Here is a 15778-nt window from a genome sequence, read left to right on the forward strand (position 1 = left end):
GCGAGCCGCGCTGTCCCTACGGTGTGACCGCACGCCGAAGCGGGCGCCCCCTCCGCACTGAGGGGACGCCCGCGAATCGGGGTGCTGGTCAGCTGACCTTCGTCTTGCCGAGCACGGCGTCCTGGCTCGGCGGGTCGAGCGCCAGGTTCACGTCGAACTTCGCCAGCGACGGGTCGGCGGCGTCGGTCGTCACGTGCGAGACCGCCTTCGGGTCGACCGAAGTGGTCGCCTCACCGGGCTGGATGCCCTGCGGCACGGTGAAGTTCACCTCGCCCTTCGCGGTGAACTTCAGCGTGCCCTCCGCGGGCACCTCGGTGTCCGGGATCGGCATCTTGATCTGCAGCGGGATCGCCTTGTCGCCGAGCTTGAGGCTCACCGACGCGTCGATCGAGCCGCCGAGCTTCTTCGCACCGACCAGACGCAGGCCGTCCGCGGCACTCGTGCCGACATCGGCGTCGAGGCTGAACGGCACCTTGAGCTGCTGACCGATCTTCGCCTCGGCGGGAATGTCGACGTGCACGACCGTCTTCACGGTCTGGTCACCGATGATCGGGAAGGCGCCCTTCCAGTCCAGCGGCTTGTCGGCAGCGCTGGCAGCGCCAGCACCGAGCACCGTCATCACGGTGGCGGCCGCGGCGGCGAGCACACCGGCCCTGGCGAACAGGCGACCGCGGGGACGCATCGTCGTTACTGTCACATCCAGCTCCTTCATCATTGAATGAACGCGGAACAGCTGAAACTCTTGGCAGAGAACCGGGCCCGGATCTGGAAAGGACGGTAGTGGGTAATTAATCCAGTGGGCAAGCCCACGGTGTGATTTTCACTTTTCACACCGAGATCCGTCATCGGCGCACGAGAATCGGAAAAGCAGATTGTCACGCGAGCGCGAATGCGGAACAAATTTTGTCTTCGGCACACTTACGCAAGTGAGCAAAATGGACGGGTCAGCGCGGCGAGCCCAGCCACGGTGCGCTCGCCAGCTTCGCGGTCAGCCCCGTCACGAACCGCGCTTGGCGGTGCAGGAGCGCCGGATCGAGCCGGCCGAGTTCGGCGCCAGGAGACACCCGCAACAGGTACGCCGGCCCCGAAATCGCGGTCACCGAAGGAATACCGAGCCGGTACGGCCCGGTCGCCTCACCGTAGAGCGTGCCGTTGTACGGCTTCGCGACCGTGGTGCGCACCAGGTCGCCCGCGTCCAGTTCGCGCGCCACCAGCTCGGTCAGCCGGTCGTCGTTGCCGACACCGAGGGTGAGCAGTTCCGGCTTACCGGTGGGCAGCCAGCGCCCGGTGCCGCGCGAATCGTCCCATTGCGTGGTACCGAGGTGTTCCGGCACCACGACCGCGGCTATCCGGCGGCGGAGCGCGGGATTGCGTTCGAGCCATTCACCGGGATCGACGGCGGCGTCCGGCGCGGCCATGTGCGCGGGGGAAAACGCGAAGCACAGATCCCGATCGCGCCGCGACCGCGGTATCCGGGTGAAGTGGCGTGCCATGGCCAGCACGGCGGCGGCGCCGTTCTCCTCCACGCCGTTCTGGCCGTCGCTGTGGGTGAGCACCAGGACGGTGCCGGGCCCGCGGCCGTTGCCGGGCAGCTCGGCCGCGAGGTAGTCGATCGACGCGGCGTCGTCGGTGTCGGCGATCAGCGTCAGCGTCGCGGTGACCGGGCCGCGCGCGAGCAGCTCGCGCAGGCGTGCGCCCTGGTCGCGGTCGAGCTGCACGGCGGGCAGCCCGGCGTGCGGCTGCTGGTGCGGTGAGAACTGGCCCCGCGCGTCCTCCGGCGCGAGGTCGAGGACGCCGATCATGCCGACCGCGCCGCGTTCCTTGGCGAGCCGCAGATCGGGCGCGGGCGGGATGCCTGCCCACAACCGCGAGTAGTCCTCGTCGCGGGCGTCCTCCAGCAAGGACGGCGGTTTCGCGTGCACCACGAGATCGGCGAACTCGCCGAGCGTGCGCTTCGCGACGACGCGGTCGGCGACGACGATCCGGCCCGCTACCGCACCGGCTGTCCCGGTGCCGACGTCGACCAGTTCGGCGGTGATCCCGCGCGGGGGCGTCGAACCCGAATAGGGCCAGTAGCTGGCGACCGGAATCCGGTGCCGCTGCCCTCGCGCGTCGGTCACGGTCAGCGACCACGACCGGGCGTCCCAGTACTTCAGCGGAGTCGGGAAGCGCTGGACGCGGAGCCCGAAGGAGCCGAGGGACCGTTCCAGGTAGTCGATCCACCGCCGGTGCGCGGGGCCGCCGGTGAACCGGGGGCCGAACCCCGCCATCGTTTCGACCCAGTGCCACAACCGGTGCGGCCCGGCGAAATCGGCGCGGGCGGCCGTCGGCACGGCCAGCGATCCGCCCACCGCGACCGCACCCGTGAGGATCGCGCGCCGCGTCACGTTTCCCATCGTTCGATACTTCACCCGGGCGCGCTGCCGGATCAAGGCGCCGAGCGTGTCCTCCGGAAGGCGACCGTCCACCGCAGACCCGCGACGAGCGCGCCGCCGACAACGGCGCTCCACAGCCAGAACGGGGCGACGAAGGTCATCCCGATGACGCAGCCGAGCAGCCACACGACGAACTGGATCGTGGTCATGACGAGCCAGAAGCCGGTCACCAGGCGGCAGGCGCGGGCCGCTCCCGGTGACAAGTCCGCCGTCGAGAAGCGGGGGGACGACGCGGTGCTGATGCTCATTTCGGACCTCCTAGCCGGGTTCGGTACGAGAATCAGTGTATGGCTCACACAGTTTCTTGGCGGTAGGGCGAACCCCCCGATCCGCCGCAGGGCTACCCCCCAGCCGGGGCGCCTTTCTCGCCCCTCGCTCGCTCGGCCGCCACGACGCACGTGCCCCGAAAGTGGCCTTCGGGGCGCTCAAGTCCCCGAAAGTCACCTTCGGGGCGCGCGAGAGGGTCAGTGCGAGATGTCGGCGAGCAGCAGGCCGCTGCGCGGTTTCGGGGTGAAGTAGGTGGCCTTGCGCGGCATCCGCTCGCCCGCCGCGTGCACCGCGAGCACGTCCGAGAACGGGACGGGGGCGAGCAGCAGCACCGCGTCGACGTCGGGTGGCGCGCTCTGCTGCCCCGCCAGCGGGCGCAGCGACGGGCCCGCCGGGTCCACGCCGAGCGCACGTTCGATCATCAGGCCCTCGACCACCGCGTGGTCGATCACCGGCACCGCGCTCCTCGAAGCCGACGGCGGAGCCAGCGCCAGCCCCGAAGCCAGCGCCAGTTCGGGCGGCGAAAGCCGGACGCGCAGCGCCTCCCCGCCCGCGAGCACCACCACCTCGCCGGGGTGTTCCGGTGGTTCCGCGCTCGCGGACGCGGTCACGTCCAGCCCGACCGCGCGCCACCGCCGCGCCAGCTCGCCCGCGCCGAACCCGGTACCGCGCAGCACCCGGTGGATCGGGCCGATCCGCAGCCTCGGCCCGTTCGTCACCAGCGCGAGCAGCGAGCCCTCACCCGCGAGCCGCGCCGCGGCGACCCGGTGGTTCCCGTCGGCGACCAGCAGCGACCTGGCACCGGTCACCGCGAGCAGTTCCTTCTGCCGGTATCCCGGCCCGAGCAGCCAAAGCTGGTGCACCCGCCCCTGGGAGTCCACAGTGGACACCGCGGGGTTGCCGAGATCGGCGCACAGCTCGGCGACGAAATCGGTCAGCTCGGTCCCCGCGGTCGACGGCACCAGCATCGCCGCGCTGCTCGCGCACCCCAGCCCGGACAGCATCGCCGCGCGTTCGGCGACCACGTCCGGGTAGACCTCCTCGGTGTGCCGCACCCGGCGCACGCCGTCCGCGCCGACCGCGGACGGGTCGACCACGCACAGCACACCCAGCGCGGTCCCGTCGAACCCGTCCACCCGGTACGGCGCGACGACGTCGGTCACGCCGCGGTAGTGCGTCGCCCGCAGCCTGCTGAACGCGGCACGCGCCTCGGGCAGCGCCGCCGCGATGTCCAGCCCCCGCGCGATCGCCTCCGGGGTGCGGTGCGGGTGCTGGGCGGCCAGCAGGGTCCCTTCCCCGCCGCCTCTCGCCGCGAGCGCCGCCGTCACCTGCTCCGGGTCGGCGAACTCGTCGACATCGGGGCCCGGCACCGCGCCGCGCACCACCCACCCCGCCCTGATCGGGCGCACCCAGTCAGCCATGCGTCCATCATGTCCCGCTTCGCCCTCGCCGCAGGCAAAAGTGCCGCGAGTTCGTTCAGTCGAACCAGCCCCTGCGGTCCAAGTGGTCGAGGTCGACGTTCTCCAGCTCGTAGCCGTTGTCGAAGCGGACGGTGCCGCGCTCGCCGAACGCGGTGACCTCGGTGCTGACGATGCGGCCCTTTTCCCCGCGCGGCACCGAGGACATCAGCCCCTCGCCCAGTTCCCGTCCCGCCCGCACATCGTCACCGGCGCGCAGCTTGCGGCTGTCCTCGCTCCACCGGAACCCGCGGCGAGCGGTTTCCGAGGCGGGCTCGCCGGTGGGCAGGCCGGGCGGCGGTTCGCCGCGGTCCTCGGTGTACCTCGACGGTGCGGAGAAATCACCGGCGTAGCTCGCCGGTGCCTCGCCCGAGGTCGACGGGTCGCCGGGGCGCCACGGGGTGAACTCCTGCCAGGCGTCTTGGTCGAAATCGTCGCGGCCGGGTTCGTCGTAGCCACCGCCGCTGCCCTCGGGACGTACTGGCATGACCGCTCCCCTCGTGGGACACCACCACGATAACCGGTCAGCGCGAGGTCGTAAGCCCCCTCGCGCGCAGCACCACGTTCTCCAGCGGCCGGAACACCAGCAGCTCGATCCCGACGCCGACCAGCAGGATCAGGAAGATGGCCGCGATGACCTTTTCGATGGTGTTGAGCGACGAGCCTTCGTTGAGGTACGCGCCGAGCCCGACGCCGAGGTCCGGTGAGCGCGCGATCAGCTCGGCCGCCATCAGCGAACGCCACGAAAAAGCCCAGCCCTGCTTCAAACCGGCGAGGAATCCCGGCAGCGCGGCGGGCAGCAGGATGTGCCGCGCGGAGGCGAGCCTTCCCGCGCCCATCACCTCGCCGACGCGCGGCAGGATCGGCGGGATCTGGTCGATCCCGGACACCAGCCCGTTCGCGATCGAGGGCACCGAACCGAGCAGGACGACGAAGTAGATCGCGCCGTCCTTCAGCCCGAACCACAGGATCGCCGCGGGCACCCAGGCCACCGACGGCAGGCTCTGCAGACCGGACAGCAGCGGCCCGATCGCCGCGCGGACGAACCGCACCCTCGCCACCAGCAGGCCGAGCGGCGTGCCGATCAGCACCGCGATCGCGAAGCCGAGCACCGCGCGGTGCACCGAGGTCCAGACGAACTCGAACACCCGCCCGCTGCGGAAGATCTCCTCGAATTCGCTCCACACCGCGAGCGGCGCGGGCAGCTGCGTTTCCGGCCAGAAGGCCGCCGCCCACAGGATCTGCCAGAGCACGACCAGCAGCGCGAGCGCGGCCAGCGGTGGCACGAAGGAGCGCAGGAAGCGGCGGCCGAACCCGGGCCTGCGTTCGTGCGCCGGCGTGTCGAGGGTGTCCAGCCCCGCACCGACCTCGTCGAGACCCGGGTCAGGCCGCGGCATGGGTGCTGATCACCTCGCGCAGGTGCCCGGTGATCTCCGCGGTCAGGTCCTCGGCGTCGGCCGCCGCGAGGTCGTCCCATTCGCGCACCACCCGGCCCGGCCGCGACGACAGCAGCACCACGCGCTGCCCGAGCCGGACGGCTTCGCGGACGTCGTGCGTCACGAACAGCACGGAGGTCCCGGTGCGGGCGTACACGCGCAGCAGTTCGCCCTGCAGCACGTCGCGGGTGATCGCGTCCAGCGCGGCGAACGGCTCGTCCATCAGCAGCAGCGCCTGGTGCGGATCGCCGCCGACGCGCAGGGTCGCCGCGAGCGCGCGGGCGAGCGCGACGCGCTGGCGCATCCCGCCGGACAGCTCGTGCGGGCGTTTGCGGCCGACCCCGCCGAGACGCACCAGGTCCAGCAGTTCGGCCGCCTTCTCCCGGCGTTCCGCGCGGCCGAACCCGGCCAGCCGCAGCGGCAGCTCGACGTTGCGCGCCGCGGTCAGCCACGGCATCAGCGCGGCCTCCTGGAACATCACCGCGGGCCGCGAGGTGTTCAGCACGATCTCGCCAGCGCTGGGCCGGTCGAGCCCGGCGACCAGGTTCAGCAGCGTGCTCTTGCCGCAGCCGGACGCGCCGAGCAGGCACACGAACTCGCCCGGCGCCACGGCGAGGTCGACGCCGTCGAGTGCGACGACTTCGCCGAAGTTCTTGCGCACGCCGTCGAGCCGGACCGCGGCCGCGACGCGGGTTTCTGTGCTGGTCACGGTTTCGCCCTCTTCCGGCTCACTTGGTCAGGTCGGGGGATTCGACGGCGGGCAGCTGGCGCGCGCCGAGCACCTTGTTGAGCGGGCCGAAATCGGCGAACCCCTTGAGCGCCACCGCGGATTTGACGACCCCCGCGGTGACCGAGTCCTGCGCCAGCTGCTTGAACTCGCCGGGGATCGGGTCGGTGGTCAGCTCGATGCCCGCGAACGCGCGGTCGAGCACGGCGGAACTCAGCGTGCTGCCCGCGAGTTCCTTCAGCGAGTCGTTGACCGCGGTCTTCGCTTCGGCCGGGCTCGACTTCGCCCAGTCGATGGCGGCCAGCTCGCCGGCCAGCAGCGCGCGCACGGTGTCCGGGTGCTGCTGGAGGAATTCGCTGCGCACGATCACCACCGTGGACGGGAACCGCCCGCCCGGCCACAAGGTCTTCTCGTCCACGAGCACCTTGGCGCCCGCGTCGGCGACCAGGCGCGAGGCCCACGGCTCCGGGAGCCAGCCGCCGTCGACCTCGCCCTTGCGGAAAGCGTCGAGCGTTTTCGGGTTGTCGAGGTTGGTGATCTTGACCTGGTCGGTGAGCTTGTTCTCCGCGAGGAACTTCTTGAGCGCGACGTCCTGGGTGTTCGCCAGCTGCGGGGTGGCGATGGTGCGCCCCTTCAAGCCCGCGACGCCGGTGATGTCCGGTTTGACCACGAGCTGCGCGCCGCCCGACACCGCGCCGGAGACGAGCTGGATGGTGCCCTTGGACTTGGTGAAGGCGTTGATCGCGGGCCCGGAGCCGATGAAGGCCACGTCGAGCGAGTTGCCGAGCAGCGCGTTGACCTCGTCGGGGCCCGCGTTGAAGGTCTGCGTGGTCAGCTTCGTCGAGCCGAGTTCCTTGGCGAAGAAGCCTTTTTTGACGCCGATGAGGGCGGGCGCGTGGGTGACGTTCGGGAAGTAGCCGAGCCGGACCTCGGTCGCGGAGCCCTCGTTCGCGGCTGGCGCGGCCGAGCTGCCCGCCCTGGAGCAGCCCGCGCCCGCGATGGTGAGCACGGCGAGCGCTGCGGCCAGCAGGGATCTGTGGTGGGTGCGCACGTCGGAACTCGCCTTTCGGGGGACGGCTGGGCCAGGGGAGATTCGCACGCTCACCCACCAGATGGCACAACGATCCGCATCCCGGGAACTTCGCTGAGAACGCTTGACAACACGGCCGCGTCCGTTGCCGATCATGGTGACCGCGAAACGGGTTGCCAAAATTTCGCGCGGGAATTCGTGTGGAGCTGACAACTGTTTTGATTGTCGGTAATTCACCGTTGACGTTCCGGTCATGTCTGAGACACGCTGACCGCGCCCAGCGACCCTACCCACGGGGAATGTGATGAACGGGAAACTCTTTCGCCGCACCGCAATCGGCTTCGTGGTCGTAGCGCAGGCAACCTTGCTCACCCCTACCGCGGTCGCGCAGGCCCCTTCGGGCGCGCTGACCGTGACACCGTCGACGAATCTGAAGGCGGAGCAGCAGGTCACCGTCACGGCCACCGGTGTGACGCCCAACCGGCAGAGCCTGCTGCTCGAATGCGCCCCGCAGAACCGCTGCGTCCCCCTCGGCGGGCCGACCGCGGACGGCGGCGGGAACGCGACCGCGCCCGCCACCGTGCACCAGACCCTGTCGTGGAGCGCGAGCGACACCTACGACTGCAAGACACCGGGCGGGGGCTGCGAGGTGCTGCTCGTCGACATCGGCACCCAGCAGCAGCTCCGGGTCCCCATCACCTTCGGCTAGCGCCCTTCTGCCCGGCGCCGTGCAGCGCGGTCTGGCAGGCTGCCGGGTATGACGACCGGCGAAGACCCCGACGACGAACGGACGCGGACACTGGCGGTGCCCCCGCTCCTGTGGCCGGATCTCGTGGCGTGGCTGCGCGAGAAGGGACTGCGCGTGGAACGGATCCCGATGGCCGAAGCCATGGGCGCGCCGGTGTACCTGACGCTGGCCGAAGACACCCCGCCGCAGCGCCACATGCCCCGAAGGTGACCTTCGGGGCGCTCAGTTCCCCGAAAGCCACCTTCGGGGCACGCGAAGACTGTCCTGTTAGGACACTGCTTGGATCAGGCCGAGATCGGCGAACATGGCGGTGCTCCAGCTCAGCGCGGTCGGCAGGTCGTCCCACTGCCGGTCTTCCGCGGTGAGGTACGGGAACACGTACGGGTCGGTGATCTCGGCGGGGAGGTCCTCGGCGAGGCAGGTGAACGGCGGCACGCCGTAGGCGTTGTCCACCATCGCACCGGCGACGGCGGCGGGTTGCGCGTCCCAGACACCGAACCACAGCCGCCGCAGCATCGAAGGATGCGCCACCGCGAAGATGAGCCTGCCGAGGTCGAGCGGCTCACCGGCGGCGAGCACGCGCGCCACCCCCGAGTACCGGTGCTTGTCGCCGGACAGCTCCAGGAAACCCGCGTCCCCCGACCAGACCTCCACGCTGTGCCCCGCGTCGATGATCGCGGCGCACAGGGTGGCCAGTGCGAGTCCTCTGTTGATGATCACGTCGTGCTCGATGAAGTGCGAGTACCCGGCGGGCACCAGGAAGGTGACCACCTTGCCGCGGCGGGAAACCCGGCGCGGCACCGCGTCCACCATGCACTCGGGCACCCCGGCGAGGTAGGCGCCGACGTCGACCTCCGCGCCCGTGGTGTCCCACACCGGTTCCAGCATGGTGACGGGATGGGTCAGCCCGGCGCGTTCGCGGAGTTCGCCGACGGTGACGTGGGTGTCCTCCAGCGGCACCGGCCAGCCGTCGACGGCGAGCCGGAGCGCCTCGTCCCAGGACGCCTTCTGCCACTCGGCGTCGACGCGGCGGCTGGCACCGTTGTCGATGGAGGGCTCGGTCGTGGCCGCGTCGAGGAAGTCCTGCCACTCCGACAGCGGCGGCAGCTTGAGCGGGTGCACGATCAGCCGAGGTCGAGGGACTTGCGGTGCGCCTCGGACACCCCGCGCAGCACCCGCCACTGCCGGACCTGCTCGCGCGTCGCGCCCGCTTCGAGCAGCTTCGCGCCGTCGATGCTGGCACGCGGGGAAAAGATCAGCGGGAGCTTCTTGTCCTCCGCCAGCTCGCGGAGCCTGCGCACCTCGTCGAGCAGTTCCCGCACCTCGTCCGGTTTCGACGGCGCGTGCCGCAGCGCGATCCGTTCTTCGAGCGCCTCGTCGATGGGCACGTCGAGCACGACGAACCGGTCCAGTGTCGCCGAATCGAGCGTCTGCCTGCCGACGTAGAGCCGGTCCCCGCCGGTGCCGTAGGTGTTCCCGGTGGCCACCAGCCGGAAGTCCGGATGCGCGTCCACCATGCCGTCCGCGAACGCGCAGCTGCCCAGCGCGAGTGCCTGGTTCAGCTCGGCGAGCAGGCCGGGGTGCCCGTTGTCGAGTTCGTCGAGCAGCATCACTCCCCCGTGCTCGAACGCGTGGCGGAACGGGGTTTCGTGGTACTGGCCGTGCGCGTCGTAGTAGCCGAAGACCTTGCTCATCGGCGTCGTCGGCCCGAGCGAAAGCGCCTGGAAACCGAGGCCGAGCGCTTCCGCGGCGTGCTTCGCGAGCATGGACTTCCCGGTGCCTGCCGGGCCGACGAGCAGCACGTGGCAGCGCGCGTGCAGGGCCACCAGCAGTTCGGGGAGCACCGCGTGCGCGTCGGCGCCCAGTTCGACCTCTTTCCCTTGCGGCAACACGACTTTGACGACGTTCGGCGCGTACTGGGCGAAGACCTCCTCCGCCTCTTCGCGCACCGCGTCGCGCACGACGGTCATCGCTTCCTCGGAAACCCGTTTCGCCGCAACGGGAATGTCGTCGCGGATCGCGTCGCGCACCTCACCGGTCACCGTCGCCGCGGCTTCGTCGACGAGCCGCTGGTGCAGTTGCCGCACCCCGTCGGCGGCCTCGGCGACGGCCTCGCCCGCGAGCCGCGGAAGCACTTCGCTCGCCGCCGTCCCGACCGCGTCGACCAGTGAGCCGCGGACCTCCTTCGCGGCGGCTTCGACCGCGCGCGGCGCCGCCGATTCGGCCGCTTCGCGCACCGACCGCGTCACCAGCGCGAGGGCTTCCCGCACCAGTTCGTCGCGGATTTCCGTCCGGTCGGGGGTCGCGGCGGCGACCGCGACGTCCGCCAGGTTCGGCAGCAGCCGCGCGGATTCCCGTTCGACCGTCCCGCTGACGGCGGCGCGCACCTTCTCGGTGGCCTGCCCCACCACGTTCGCGAGCACCTCGGCGGCACGGCGCCGCACGACCTCGGCGAGTTCGGCGTTCGCGGCCGCCACCACGTCCTCGCGCAGTTTCGCGGCGTCCGGCGCCGCGTCGCGCACCGCGTCCTCGGCGAGACCGGGCAGCAGATCCGCCGACGCACGGGAAATCAGCTCGGGCAAGGCCGTTTCGACCCGCCGCCGCACCACGCCCTCCGCCGCGGCCTCGACGTCCCTGCGATCCGGCGTGGCCTCGGAAACCGCGCTCTTGGCCAGGTTCGGCAGCAACGTCAGCGCGTGCTGGTGCAGGATCGACGGGAGCCGCGTCTGGATCTCCCGTTCCACCGCCCACAGCAGGCTGCTCTGGCCGAGCAGGTCCCGCGCCACCCCTTCGGAGATCTGGACGACCTCCGCCCGCATCGTGTCCCGCACACGTCCTCCAGCCGGTTCCGTTCACCGCGCTCGCGGCCGGACCAGCATGTCCGCCGCACGGGCGCGACGGCGGGCGGCGGCATGATGTTGCCACCGCCGCCGCGGGCGAGATCGTTTTCTCCAATCGTCGAGAATCTGGTGCAGGTGCGCCCGCGCACTTCCCCCGATCGGCGGTCGTTGCCCTGCGCGGAAACCGTAAAAATGGACACCGCATTCTAGGGGAGTTCGCGTCTGGGGAATTGATCAATAGCGGCATCGTCCGCATGCGCGTTCTTTGCTGGTTCCTTTTGTCCGGAAGGGGCATCGCTTTGATTGACTCTCGGCTGCGTGTCGCGTTCACCGCCGACATCGATTCCGGGACCGAGGTCGTCGACCAGATCAGCAGCTGGCTCACCGTACCCGCGGCCGTTCTCGACGCGGAGCTCGGCCACGACCGCGCGCGCGTCGTGCGCGCGGTCGAATCGCTGAACAGCAGGACGGCGGACGGCGACCCGGCCGCGTTCCACTGCCAGCAGCTCCTGCTGTCCCGTATCTACGAAACGCACATGAAACTGCCGGACGGCGATTCCGCCGAGGGGTCGGTCGTGCTCCACGAAGTGACCAGGCTGCTGGAGCAGGCGACCATCGCGGCCGAGGACGCCCGCATCCCGCCGGAAACCTTCGACGGCATGCCGTCCGAAGGAAAGCCGTACCTGTCCTGGCTCAAGGGTCTGGCGCGCGGGCACAGCGTGTTCAAACACCCTTACTACGTCGATTTCATCAACCACCACGCCAGCCGCGCGGATCTGCGCACCTATGTCATCCAGGAATCGCTCGTCGACGGCCGGTTCGACGATCTGCTCGCGATGATGCAGGTGGGCACGAACGGCCCGGCCAAGATGGAGATCGCGAACAACTTCTGGGACGAGATGGGCAACGGCGACCCCGCCGAGGTGCACACCCACCTGTTCAACAAGATCTACGAGGTCTTTGACATCACCGCCGACGAGCTCGAAGACGCGATGACCGCGACCGATCTGCTCTCCGGCAACCTCGCGGTGCTGCTGTGCCGCTACCGGCGCCTCCACGGCGAAGCCGTCGGCTTCCTCGGCATGACCGAATGGCTGGTGCCGGACCGGTTCCAGAACGTGGTGCGGGCGTGGGAGCGGCTCGGCCTGCCCGACGTCGGCATCACCTACCACCGCCTGCACATCACGGTGGACTCCCAGCACGCGGCGGGCTGGTTCCACAACGTCGTGCTGCCCGCGAGCTCGTCGGAGGCCATGCGCCGGGGGATCGCCAGGGGTTCGCTCTGGCGGTTGAACTCCTCGGGGCGGCACCTCGACGAACGGCTCGCCGCCGCATCGGCCCGGTCGTAGCGAAACCCACCGCGGAACCCGCCGTAGAACAGGAGAAGCGATGCCCATCCCCGACCCCGGTTTCGTGCTCATCGACCTGCCGCCCATTCCCCCAGAAGTGCTCGAGAGCTACCACGAAGTCGAACTCGACCCGTACATGGGCAACCAGACCCGCTACAAGCGGTTCTCGCAGTACAAGATGACCTTCGACGAGAAGGACGGCTGGGGTTTCGAACTGCTGCCACCGCGCGCGTACACCGCGTTCAAGCAGTTCAACCCGGTGGCGGGCGGGATCCGGCGGCACTACCAGCCGATCTCGGTGGACTTCACCCCCGTGGTCAAGGTGGTCTCGGACGGACCGCTGCCGCTCGACGACGACGAAGACTGGCAGATCAACGTGCACCAGAACCGCAGCCGCGCGTTCGCGGGCAAACCGGGGCAGCTCACCCCGGAGGGCGTGCACCAGGACGGCCACGAGTACGTGATGATCGCGGTTTTGGCGCGGCACAACGTCAAAGGCGGCGAAATGCGGTTGTGGCGCCCGGAGCAGGACAAACCGTTCTGGCGCGGCACCCTGCAGCCCGGCAAGGCCGCACTGCTCGACGATCGCGCGATCCTGCACGACGTCACGGATCTGCGGCCCGACGGCGAGGACGCCTACCGCGACATCCTCATCGTTTCCTTCTCCCGCTGGAAGGAGAAGTGGTACGGCGACGAGCACGACGACGCGGTGCTGGCGGGCGGTGCGGAAACCCCGGCGTGACCGCCGAACGCGAGGTCGTCGGCGCCTGTCCGCTGGACTGCCCGGACGGGTGCAGCTGGGTGGTCACGGTACGGGACGAGGCCGCGGTGCGGCTCCGCGGCAACCGTGACCACCCCTTCACGCACGGCACGCTGTGCGTGAAGGTCAACCAGTACCTGGAGCACGCGGCCGCGCCCGATCGGCTGCACCACCCGCTGCGCCGCACCGGCGCCAAGGGCGAGGGCCGGTTCGAGCGGATCAGCTGGGACGAGGCGCTCACCGAGATCGCGGACCGGCTCGCCTCGGTGCGCGAGCGGTGGGGTGGCGAGGCGATCTGGCCGTACCAGGGCACCGGCAATCTCGGTTACCTGCAAGGACTTCAGGGCCGCGCGGGGGCCAGGTTGTGGAACGTGCTCGGCGCCTCGCGGCACGAGGTGACCATCTGCTCGTTCGCCGGGCTCGCCGGTGCCCGGTACGCAACCGGGACGACACTGGGCATCGACCCCGAATCGCTCGCCGAGTCGAAGCTGATCCTGTTGTGGGGCGTCAACACGCTCACCTCCGGCCACCACCTGTGGCGGTTCGTCGAACGGGCCCGTGCGCGCGGCGCGCACGTGGTGGCGGTGGACCCGGTGCGCACCAGGACGGCGCGGCAGGCCGACGAGCACGTGGCGCCGCTGCCCGGTACCGACGCGGCGCTCGCGCTCGGCCTGCTCAACGTGGTCGTCTCCCTCGGCCGCGAGGACGCGCGGTACCTGGCCGAAAACACCGTCGGCTGGCCGGAGTTCCGCCGCCGCGTACTGGAGTTCACGCCGTCGAGGGTCGCCGCGATCACCGGTGTCGACGAGGCGCAGCTCGTGCGGCTCGGGCGAAGGCTGGCGGAAACCAGGCCGACCGCGATCAGGGCCGGGGTCGGCGTGCAGCGCCACGCGGGCGGCGGCGAGGTGCTGCGCGTGCTGTCGTGCGTCCCCGGGGTCACCGGCGACTGGCAGTACCACGGCGGCGGCCTCGCCTACTCCACCGACGGCTACTTCGGCGGTGACCGCGCCGCGCTGGCCCGCGACGACCTGCTCGAAGCCCCGGTCCGCACGCTGCTGATGACCCGGCTCGGCGAAGGGCTGCTCGACCTGGACGATCCCCCGGTCAAAGCGCTCGTGGTGTACGCGGCGAACCCGCTCACGAGCGCGCCCGGCCAGGACCGGATCCGCCGCGGCCTCGCGCGGGAGGACCTGTTCACCGTCGTGATCGACCTCTTCCGGACCGACACCGCCGACTACGCCGACCTCGTGCTGCCCGCGACCATGCAGACCGAGCACCTCGACGTGCACGACGGGTACGGCCACCTCTACGTCGCGTGGAACGAACCCGCGGTGGCACCACCGGGGGAATGCTTGTCCACCACCGAAACCTTCCGCAGGCTCGCGGCGAAGATGGGACTCACCGAACCCAGCCTCTACGACAGCGACGAGGAACTGGCCAGGCAACTGCTGGAGGTCCCGCATCCCTCGCTCGCCGGGATCACCGTGGCGGGCCTGCGGGAAAAGGGCTGGGCGCGGCTGAACTACCCGCCTTCCTTCGTGCCGTTCGAAGCCGGTTTCCCCACCCCATCGGGAAAACTCGAGTTCCGGTCCGAACTCGCCGGACGGGACGGGCTCGACCCGCTCGCCGGGTACACGCCCCCGTTCGAAAACGACGACCGCGCACTCGCGCGGCGGTTCCCGCTGATCCTCGTCGCCGGAGCGTCGCACTTCTTCGTCAACACCGTGTTCGGGAACAAACCGGCACTGGCGCGCCGGGCCGGGCCGCCACGGGTGGTGCTGCACCCCGAAGACGCGGGCGAACGCGCGATCGCCGACGGCCAGCGCGTGCGCGTGGTCAACGACCGGGGTTCCTTCACCGCGCTGGCACGGGTCGACACCGCGGTGCGCCGCGGCGTGGTCGCCACGACCAAGGGGCACTGGGCCAAGCTGACCGGGGGCGGGCCGGGGATCAACGCCACGGTGGCCGAACGCGATTCGGATCTGGGCGGCGCGGTCTTCAGCGACAATCGGGTGGAAATCGAGGCGGTCGCCACCCGCTGACCGTCGCCGTGTGGCATACCTGGTACCGGAACTTCCGATCACAAGGGGGACTTCGCGGAATGGTCGACGCCTCGCTCTACCTGGCCTTCCTGGTGGCGGCCGTCGTGCTCGTCATCATCCCCGGCCCGGACATGCTGATGATCCTCGCGCTCGGCATGCGGCACGGGCCCGCCGCCGGTTTCATGGCCGCGCTGGGCGTTTCGGTCGGCCTCGCGGTGCACACCGCGGCCGCGGCGCTCGGGCTCTCGGCGTTGTTCACCTACGTCCCGGTGCTCTACGACGGACTGCGCTGGGCGGGTGCGGCCTACCTGCTGTACCTGGCGGTCATGGCGTTCCGGGACCGCAGCGCGCTCAACCCCGACGAGGGCGACGCGCCGGCGCAGACCTCGCACTGGAAGTGCTTCTGGCGAGCCGTGCTGACGAATGTGCTCAACCCCAAGGTGATCGTGTTCAACGTCGCGTTCCTGCCGCAGTTCGTGAACCCCGCGCTCGGCAGCGTCGGGCTCCAGCTCTTCGTGCTCGGTGCCACGCTGGTGCTCGTCGACCTGATGATCGACGGGCCGATCGGGCTGGCCGCGGGCAAGCTCGGGAAGCTGGTGCGGAACCGGAAGGTGGCGCGGGGGCTGAACGTCGGCTGCGGCGCGATCTTCACCGCGCTGGCGGTGCGCCTGGTGGTGGCGGACTAGC

16 protein-coding genes are annotated in these 15778 nt (G+C 70.5%); 6 read left to right on the forward strand and 10 right to left on the reverse strand.

Going from position 1 to position 15778, the window contains the following annotated elements:
• Positions 1 to 88: 88 nt before the first annotated feature.
• The 8 genes from HUW46_RS11550 to HUW46_RS11585 all read right to left on the reverse strand — a co-directional run bounded on the left by HUW46_RS11550 (position 89) and on the right by HUW46_RS11585 (position 7373).
• On the reverse strand, positions 89 to 697 hold the full coding sequence (locus tag HUW46_RS11550) for a DUF6801 domain-containing protein (RefSeq protein ID WP_254126072.1): 609 nt from the start codon (positions 695 to 697) through the stop codon (positions 89 to 91).
• Between the two features lie 247 nt (positions 698 to 944).
• Positions 945 to 2396: a hypothetical protein gene (locus HUW46_RS11555; RefSeq protein WP_215547276.1), complete on the reverse strand. Its 1452-nt coding sequence runs from the start codon at positions 2394 to 2396 to the stop codon at positions 945 to 947.
• A gap of 32 nt (positions 2397 to 2428) precedes the next feature.
• Positions 2429 to 2683 carry a hypothetical protein gene (locus tag HUW46_RS11560; protein WP_215547277.1) on the reverse strand — a complete coding sequence of 85 codons (255 nt, stop codon included), beginning with the start codon at positions 2681 to 2683 and terminating at the stop codon, positions 2429 to 2431.
• A 216-nt stretch (positions 2684 to 2899) separates the two neighbouring features.
• Complete coding sequence (locus HUW46_RS11565) at positions 2900 to 4123, reverse strand: DUF1015 family protein (RefSeq protein ID WP_215547278.1); 1224 nt, start codon at positions 4121 to 4123, stop codon at positions 2900 to 2902.
• Between the two features lie 55 nt (positions 4124 to 4178).
• Positions 4179 to 4646, reverse strand: a complete 468-nt coding sequence (locus HUW46_RS11570; protein WP_215547279.1) for a hypothetical protein — start codon at positions 4644 to 4646, stop codon at positions 4179 to 4181.
• A gap of 37 nt (positions 4647 to 4683) precedes the next feature.
• Entirely contained in the window at positions 4684 to 5556 is an 873-nt protein-coding gene (locus tag HUW46_RS11575; RefSeq protein ID WP_215547280.1) for an ABC transporter permease, read from the reverse strand.
• Positions 5543 to 6304 (reverse strand): ABC transporter ATP-binding protein, encoded by a 762-nt coding sequence (locus HUW46_RS11580; RefSeq protein ID WP_215547281.1) that lies wholly within the window; start codon positions 6302 to 6304, stop codon positions 5543 to 5545. Before HUW46_RS11580 ends, HUW46_RS11575 begins: the two co-directional genes overlap by 14 nt.
• A gap of 19 nt (positions 6305 to 6323) precedes the next feature.
• Positions 6324 to 7373, reverse strand: a complete 1050-nt coding sequence (locus HUW46_RS11585) for an ABC transporter substrate-binding protein (RefSeq protein WP_215547282.1) — start codon at positions 7371 to 7373, stop codon at positions 6324 to 6326.
• 283 nt (positions 7374 to 7656) lie between these two features.
• On the opposite strand from HUW46_RS11585, the gene HUW46_RS11590 reads away from it, so the two are divergent.
• Positions 7657 to 8061 carry a neocarzinostatin apoprotein domain-containing protein gene (locus HUW46_RS11590; RefSeq protein WP_215547283.1) on the forward strand — a complete coding sequence of 135 codons (405 nt, stop codon included), beginning with the start codon at positions 7657 to 7659 and terminating at the stop codon, positions 8059 to 8061.
• A 48-nt stretch (positions 8062 to 8109) separates the two neighbouring features.
• The gene (locus tag HUW46_RS11595; RefSeq protein WP_215547284.1) at positions 8110 to 8310 is read left to right on the forward strand and encodes a hypothetical protein; all 201 of its coding nucleotides are present in this window, start codon (positions 8110 to 8112) and stop codon (positions 8308 to 8310) included.
• A 57-nt stretch (positions 8311 to 8367) separates the two neighbouring features.
• Here HUW46_RS11595 and HUW46_RS11600 read toward each other — a convergent pair whose 3' ends face one another.
• Positions 8368 to 9222, reverse strand: a complete 855-nt coding sequence (locus HUW46_RS11600; protein ID WP_215547285.1) for a DUF7192 family protein — start codon at positions 9220 to 9222, stop codon at positions 8368 to 8370.
• A gap of 2 nt (positions 9223 to 9224) precedes the next feature.
• Entirely contained in the window at positions 9225 to 10931 is a 1707-nt protein-coding gene (locus HUW46_RS11605) for an AAA family ATPase (RefSeq protein ID WP_215547286.1), read from the reverse strand.
• A 308-nt stretch (positions 10932 to 11239) separates the two neighbouring features.
• On the opposite strand from HUW46_RS11605, the gene HUW46_RS11610 reads away from it, so the two are divergent.
• Genes HUW46_RS11610 through HUW46_RS11625 form a run of 4 tightly spaced genes read left to right on the forward strand, consistent with a single transcriptional unit; the run spans position 11240 to position 15777 of the window.
• Positions 11240 to 12289 (forward strand): iron-containing redox enzyme family protein, encoded by a 1050-nt coding sequence (locus HUW46_RS11610; RefSeq protein ID WP_215547287.1) that lies wholly within the window; start codon positions 11240 to 11242, stop codon positions 12287 to 12289.
• Positions 12290 to 12329: 40 nt separating this feature from the next.
• Complete coding sequence (locus tag HUW46_RS11615; protein ID WP_215547288.1) at positions 12330 to 13031, forward strand: 2OG-Fe dioxygenase family protein; 702 nt, start codon at positions 12330 to 12332, stop codon at positions 13029 to 13031.
• Entirely contained in the window at positions 13028 to 15091 is a 2064-nt protein-coding gene (locus HUW46_RS11620; RefSeq protein ID WP_215547289.1) for a molybdopterin-containing oxidoreductase family protein, read from the forward strand. Before HUW46_RS11615 ends, HUW46_RS11620 begins: the two co-directional genes overlap by 4 nt.
• Positions 15092 to 15150: 59 nt before the next feature.
• Positions 15151 to 15777 (forward strand): LysE family translocator, encoded by a 627-nt coding sequence (locus HUW46_RS11625; RefSeq protein WP_215547290.1) that lies wholly within the window; start codon positions 15151 to 15153, stop codon positions 15775 to 15777.
• Position 15778 lies beyond the last annotated feature (1 nt).

The sequence above is a fragment of the Amycolatopsis sp. CA-230715 genome (assembly GCF_018736145.1).
Classification (GTDB): domain Bacteria; phylum Actinomycetota; class Actinomycetes; order Mycobacteriales; family Pseudonocardiaceae; genus Amycolatopsis.

Bases quoted from the DNA above. Each gene is read 5' to 3' on its own strand.
- HUW46_RS11555 (WP_215547276.1), bottom strand. From the start codon at position 2,396: ATGGGAAACGTGACGCGGCGCGCGATCCTCACGGGTGCGGTCGCGGTG.
- HUW46_RS11560 (WP_215547277.1), bottom strand. From the start codon at position 2,683: ATGAGCATCAGCACCGCGTCGTCCCCCCGCTTCTCGACGGCGGACTTG.
- HUW46_RS11565 (WP_215547278.1), bottom strand. From the start codon at position 4,123: ATGGCTGACTGGGTGCGCCCGATCAGGGCGGGGTGGGTGGTGCGCGGC.
- HUW46_RS11570 (WP_215547279.1), bottom strand. From the start codon at position 4,646: ATGCCAGTACGTCCCGAGGGCAGCGGCGGTGGCTACGACGAACCCGGC.
- HUW46_RS11575 (WP_215547280.1), bottom strand. From the start codon at position 5,556: ATGCCGCGGCCTGACCCGGGTCTCGACGAGGTCGGTGCGGGGCTGGAC.
- HUW46_RS11590 (WP_215547283.1), top strand. From the start codon at position 7,657: ATGAACGGGAAACTCTTTCGCCGCACCGCAATCGGCTTCGTGGTCGTA.
- HUW46_RS11595 (WP_215547284.1), top strand. From the start codon at position 8,110: ATGACGACCGGCGAAGACCCCGACGACGAACGGACGCGGACACTGGCG.
- HUW46_RS11615 (WP_215547288.1), top strand. From the start codon at position 12,330: ATGCCCATCCCCGACCCCGGTTTCGTGCTCATCGACCTGCCGCCCATT.
- HUW46_RS11625 (WP_215547290.1), top strand. From the start codon at position 15,151: ATGGTCGACGCCTCGCTCTACCTGGCCTTCCTGGTGGCGGCCGTCGTG.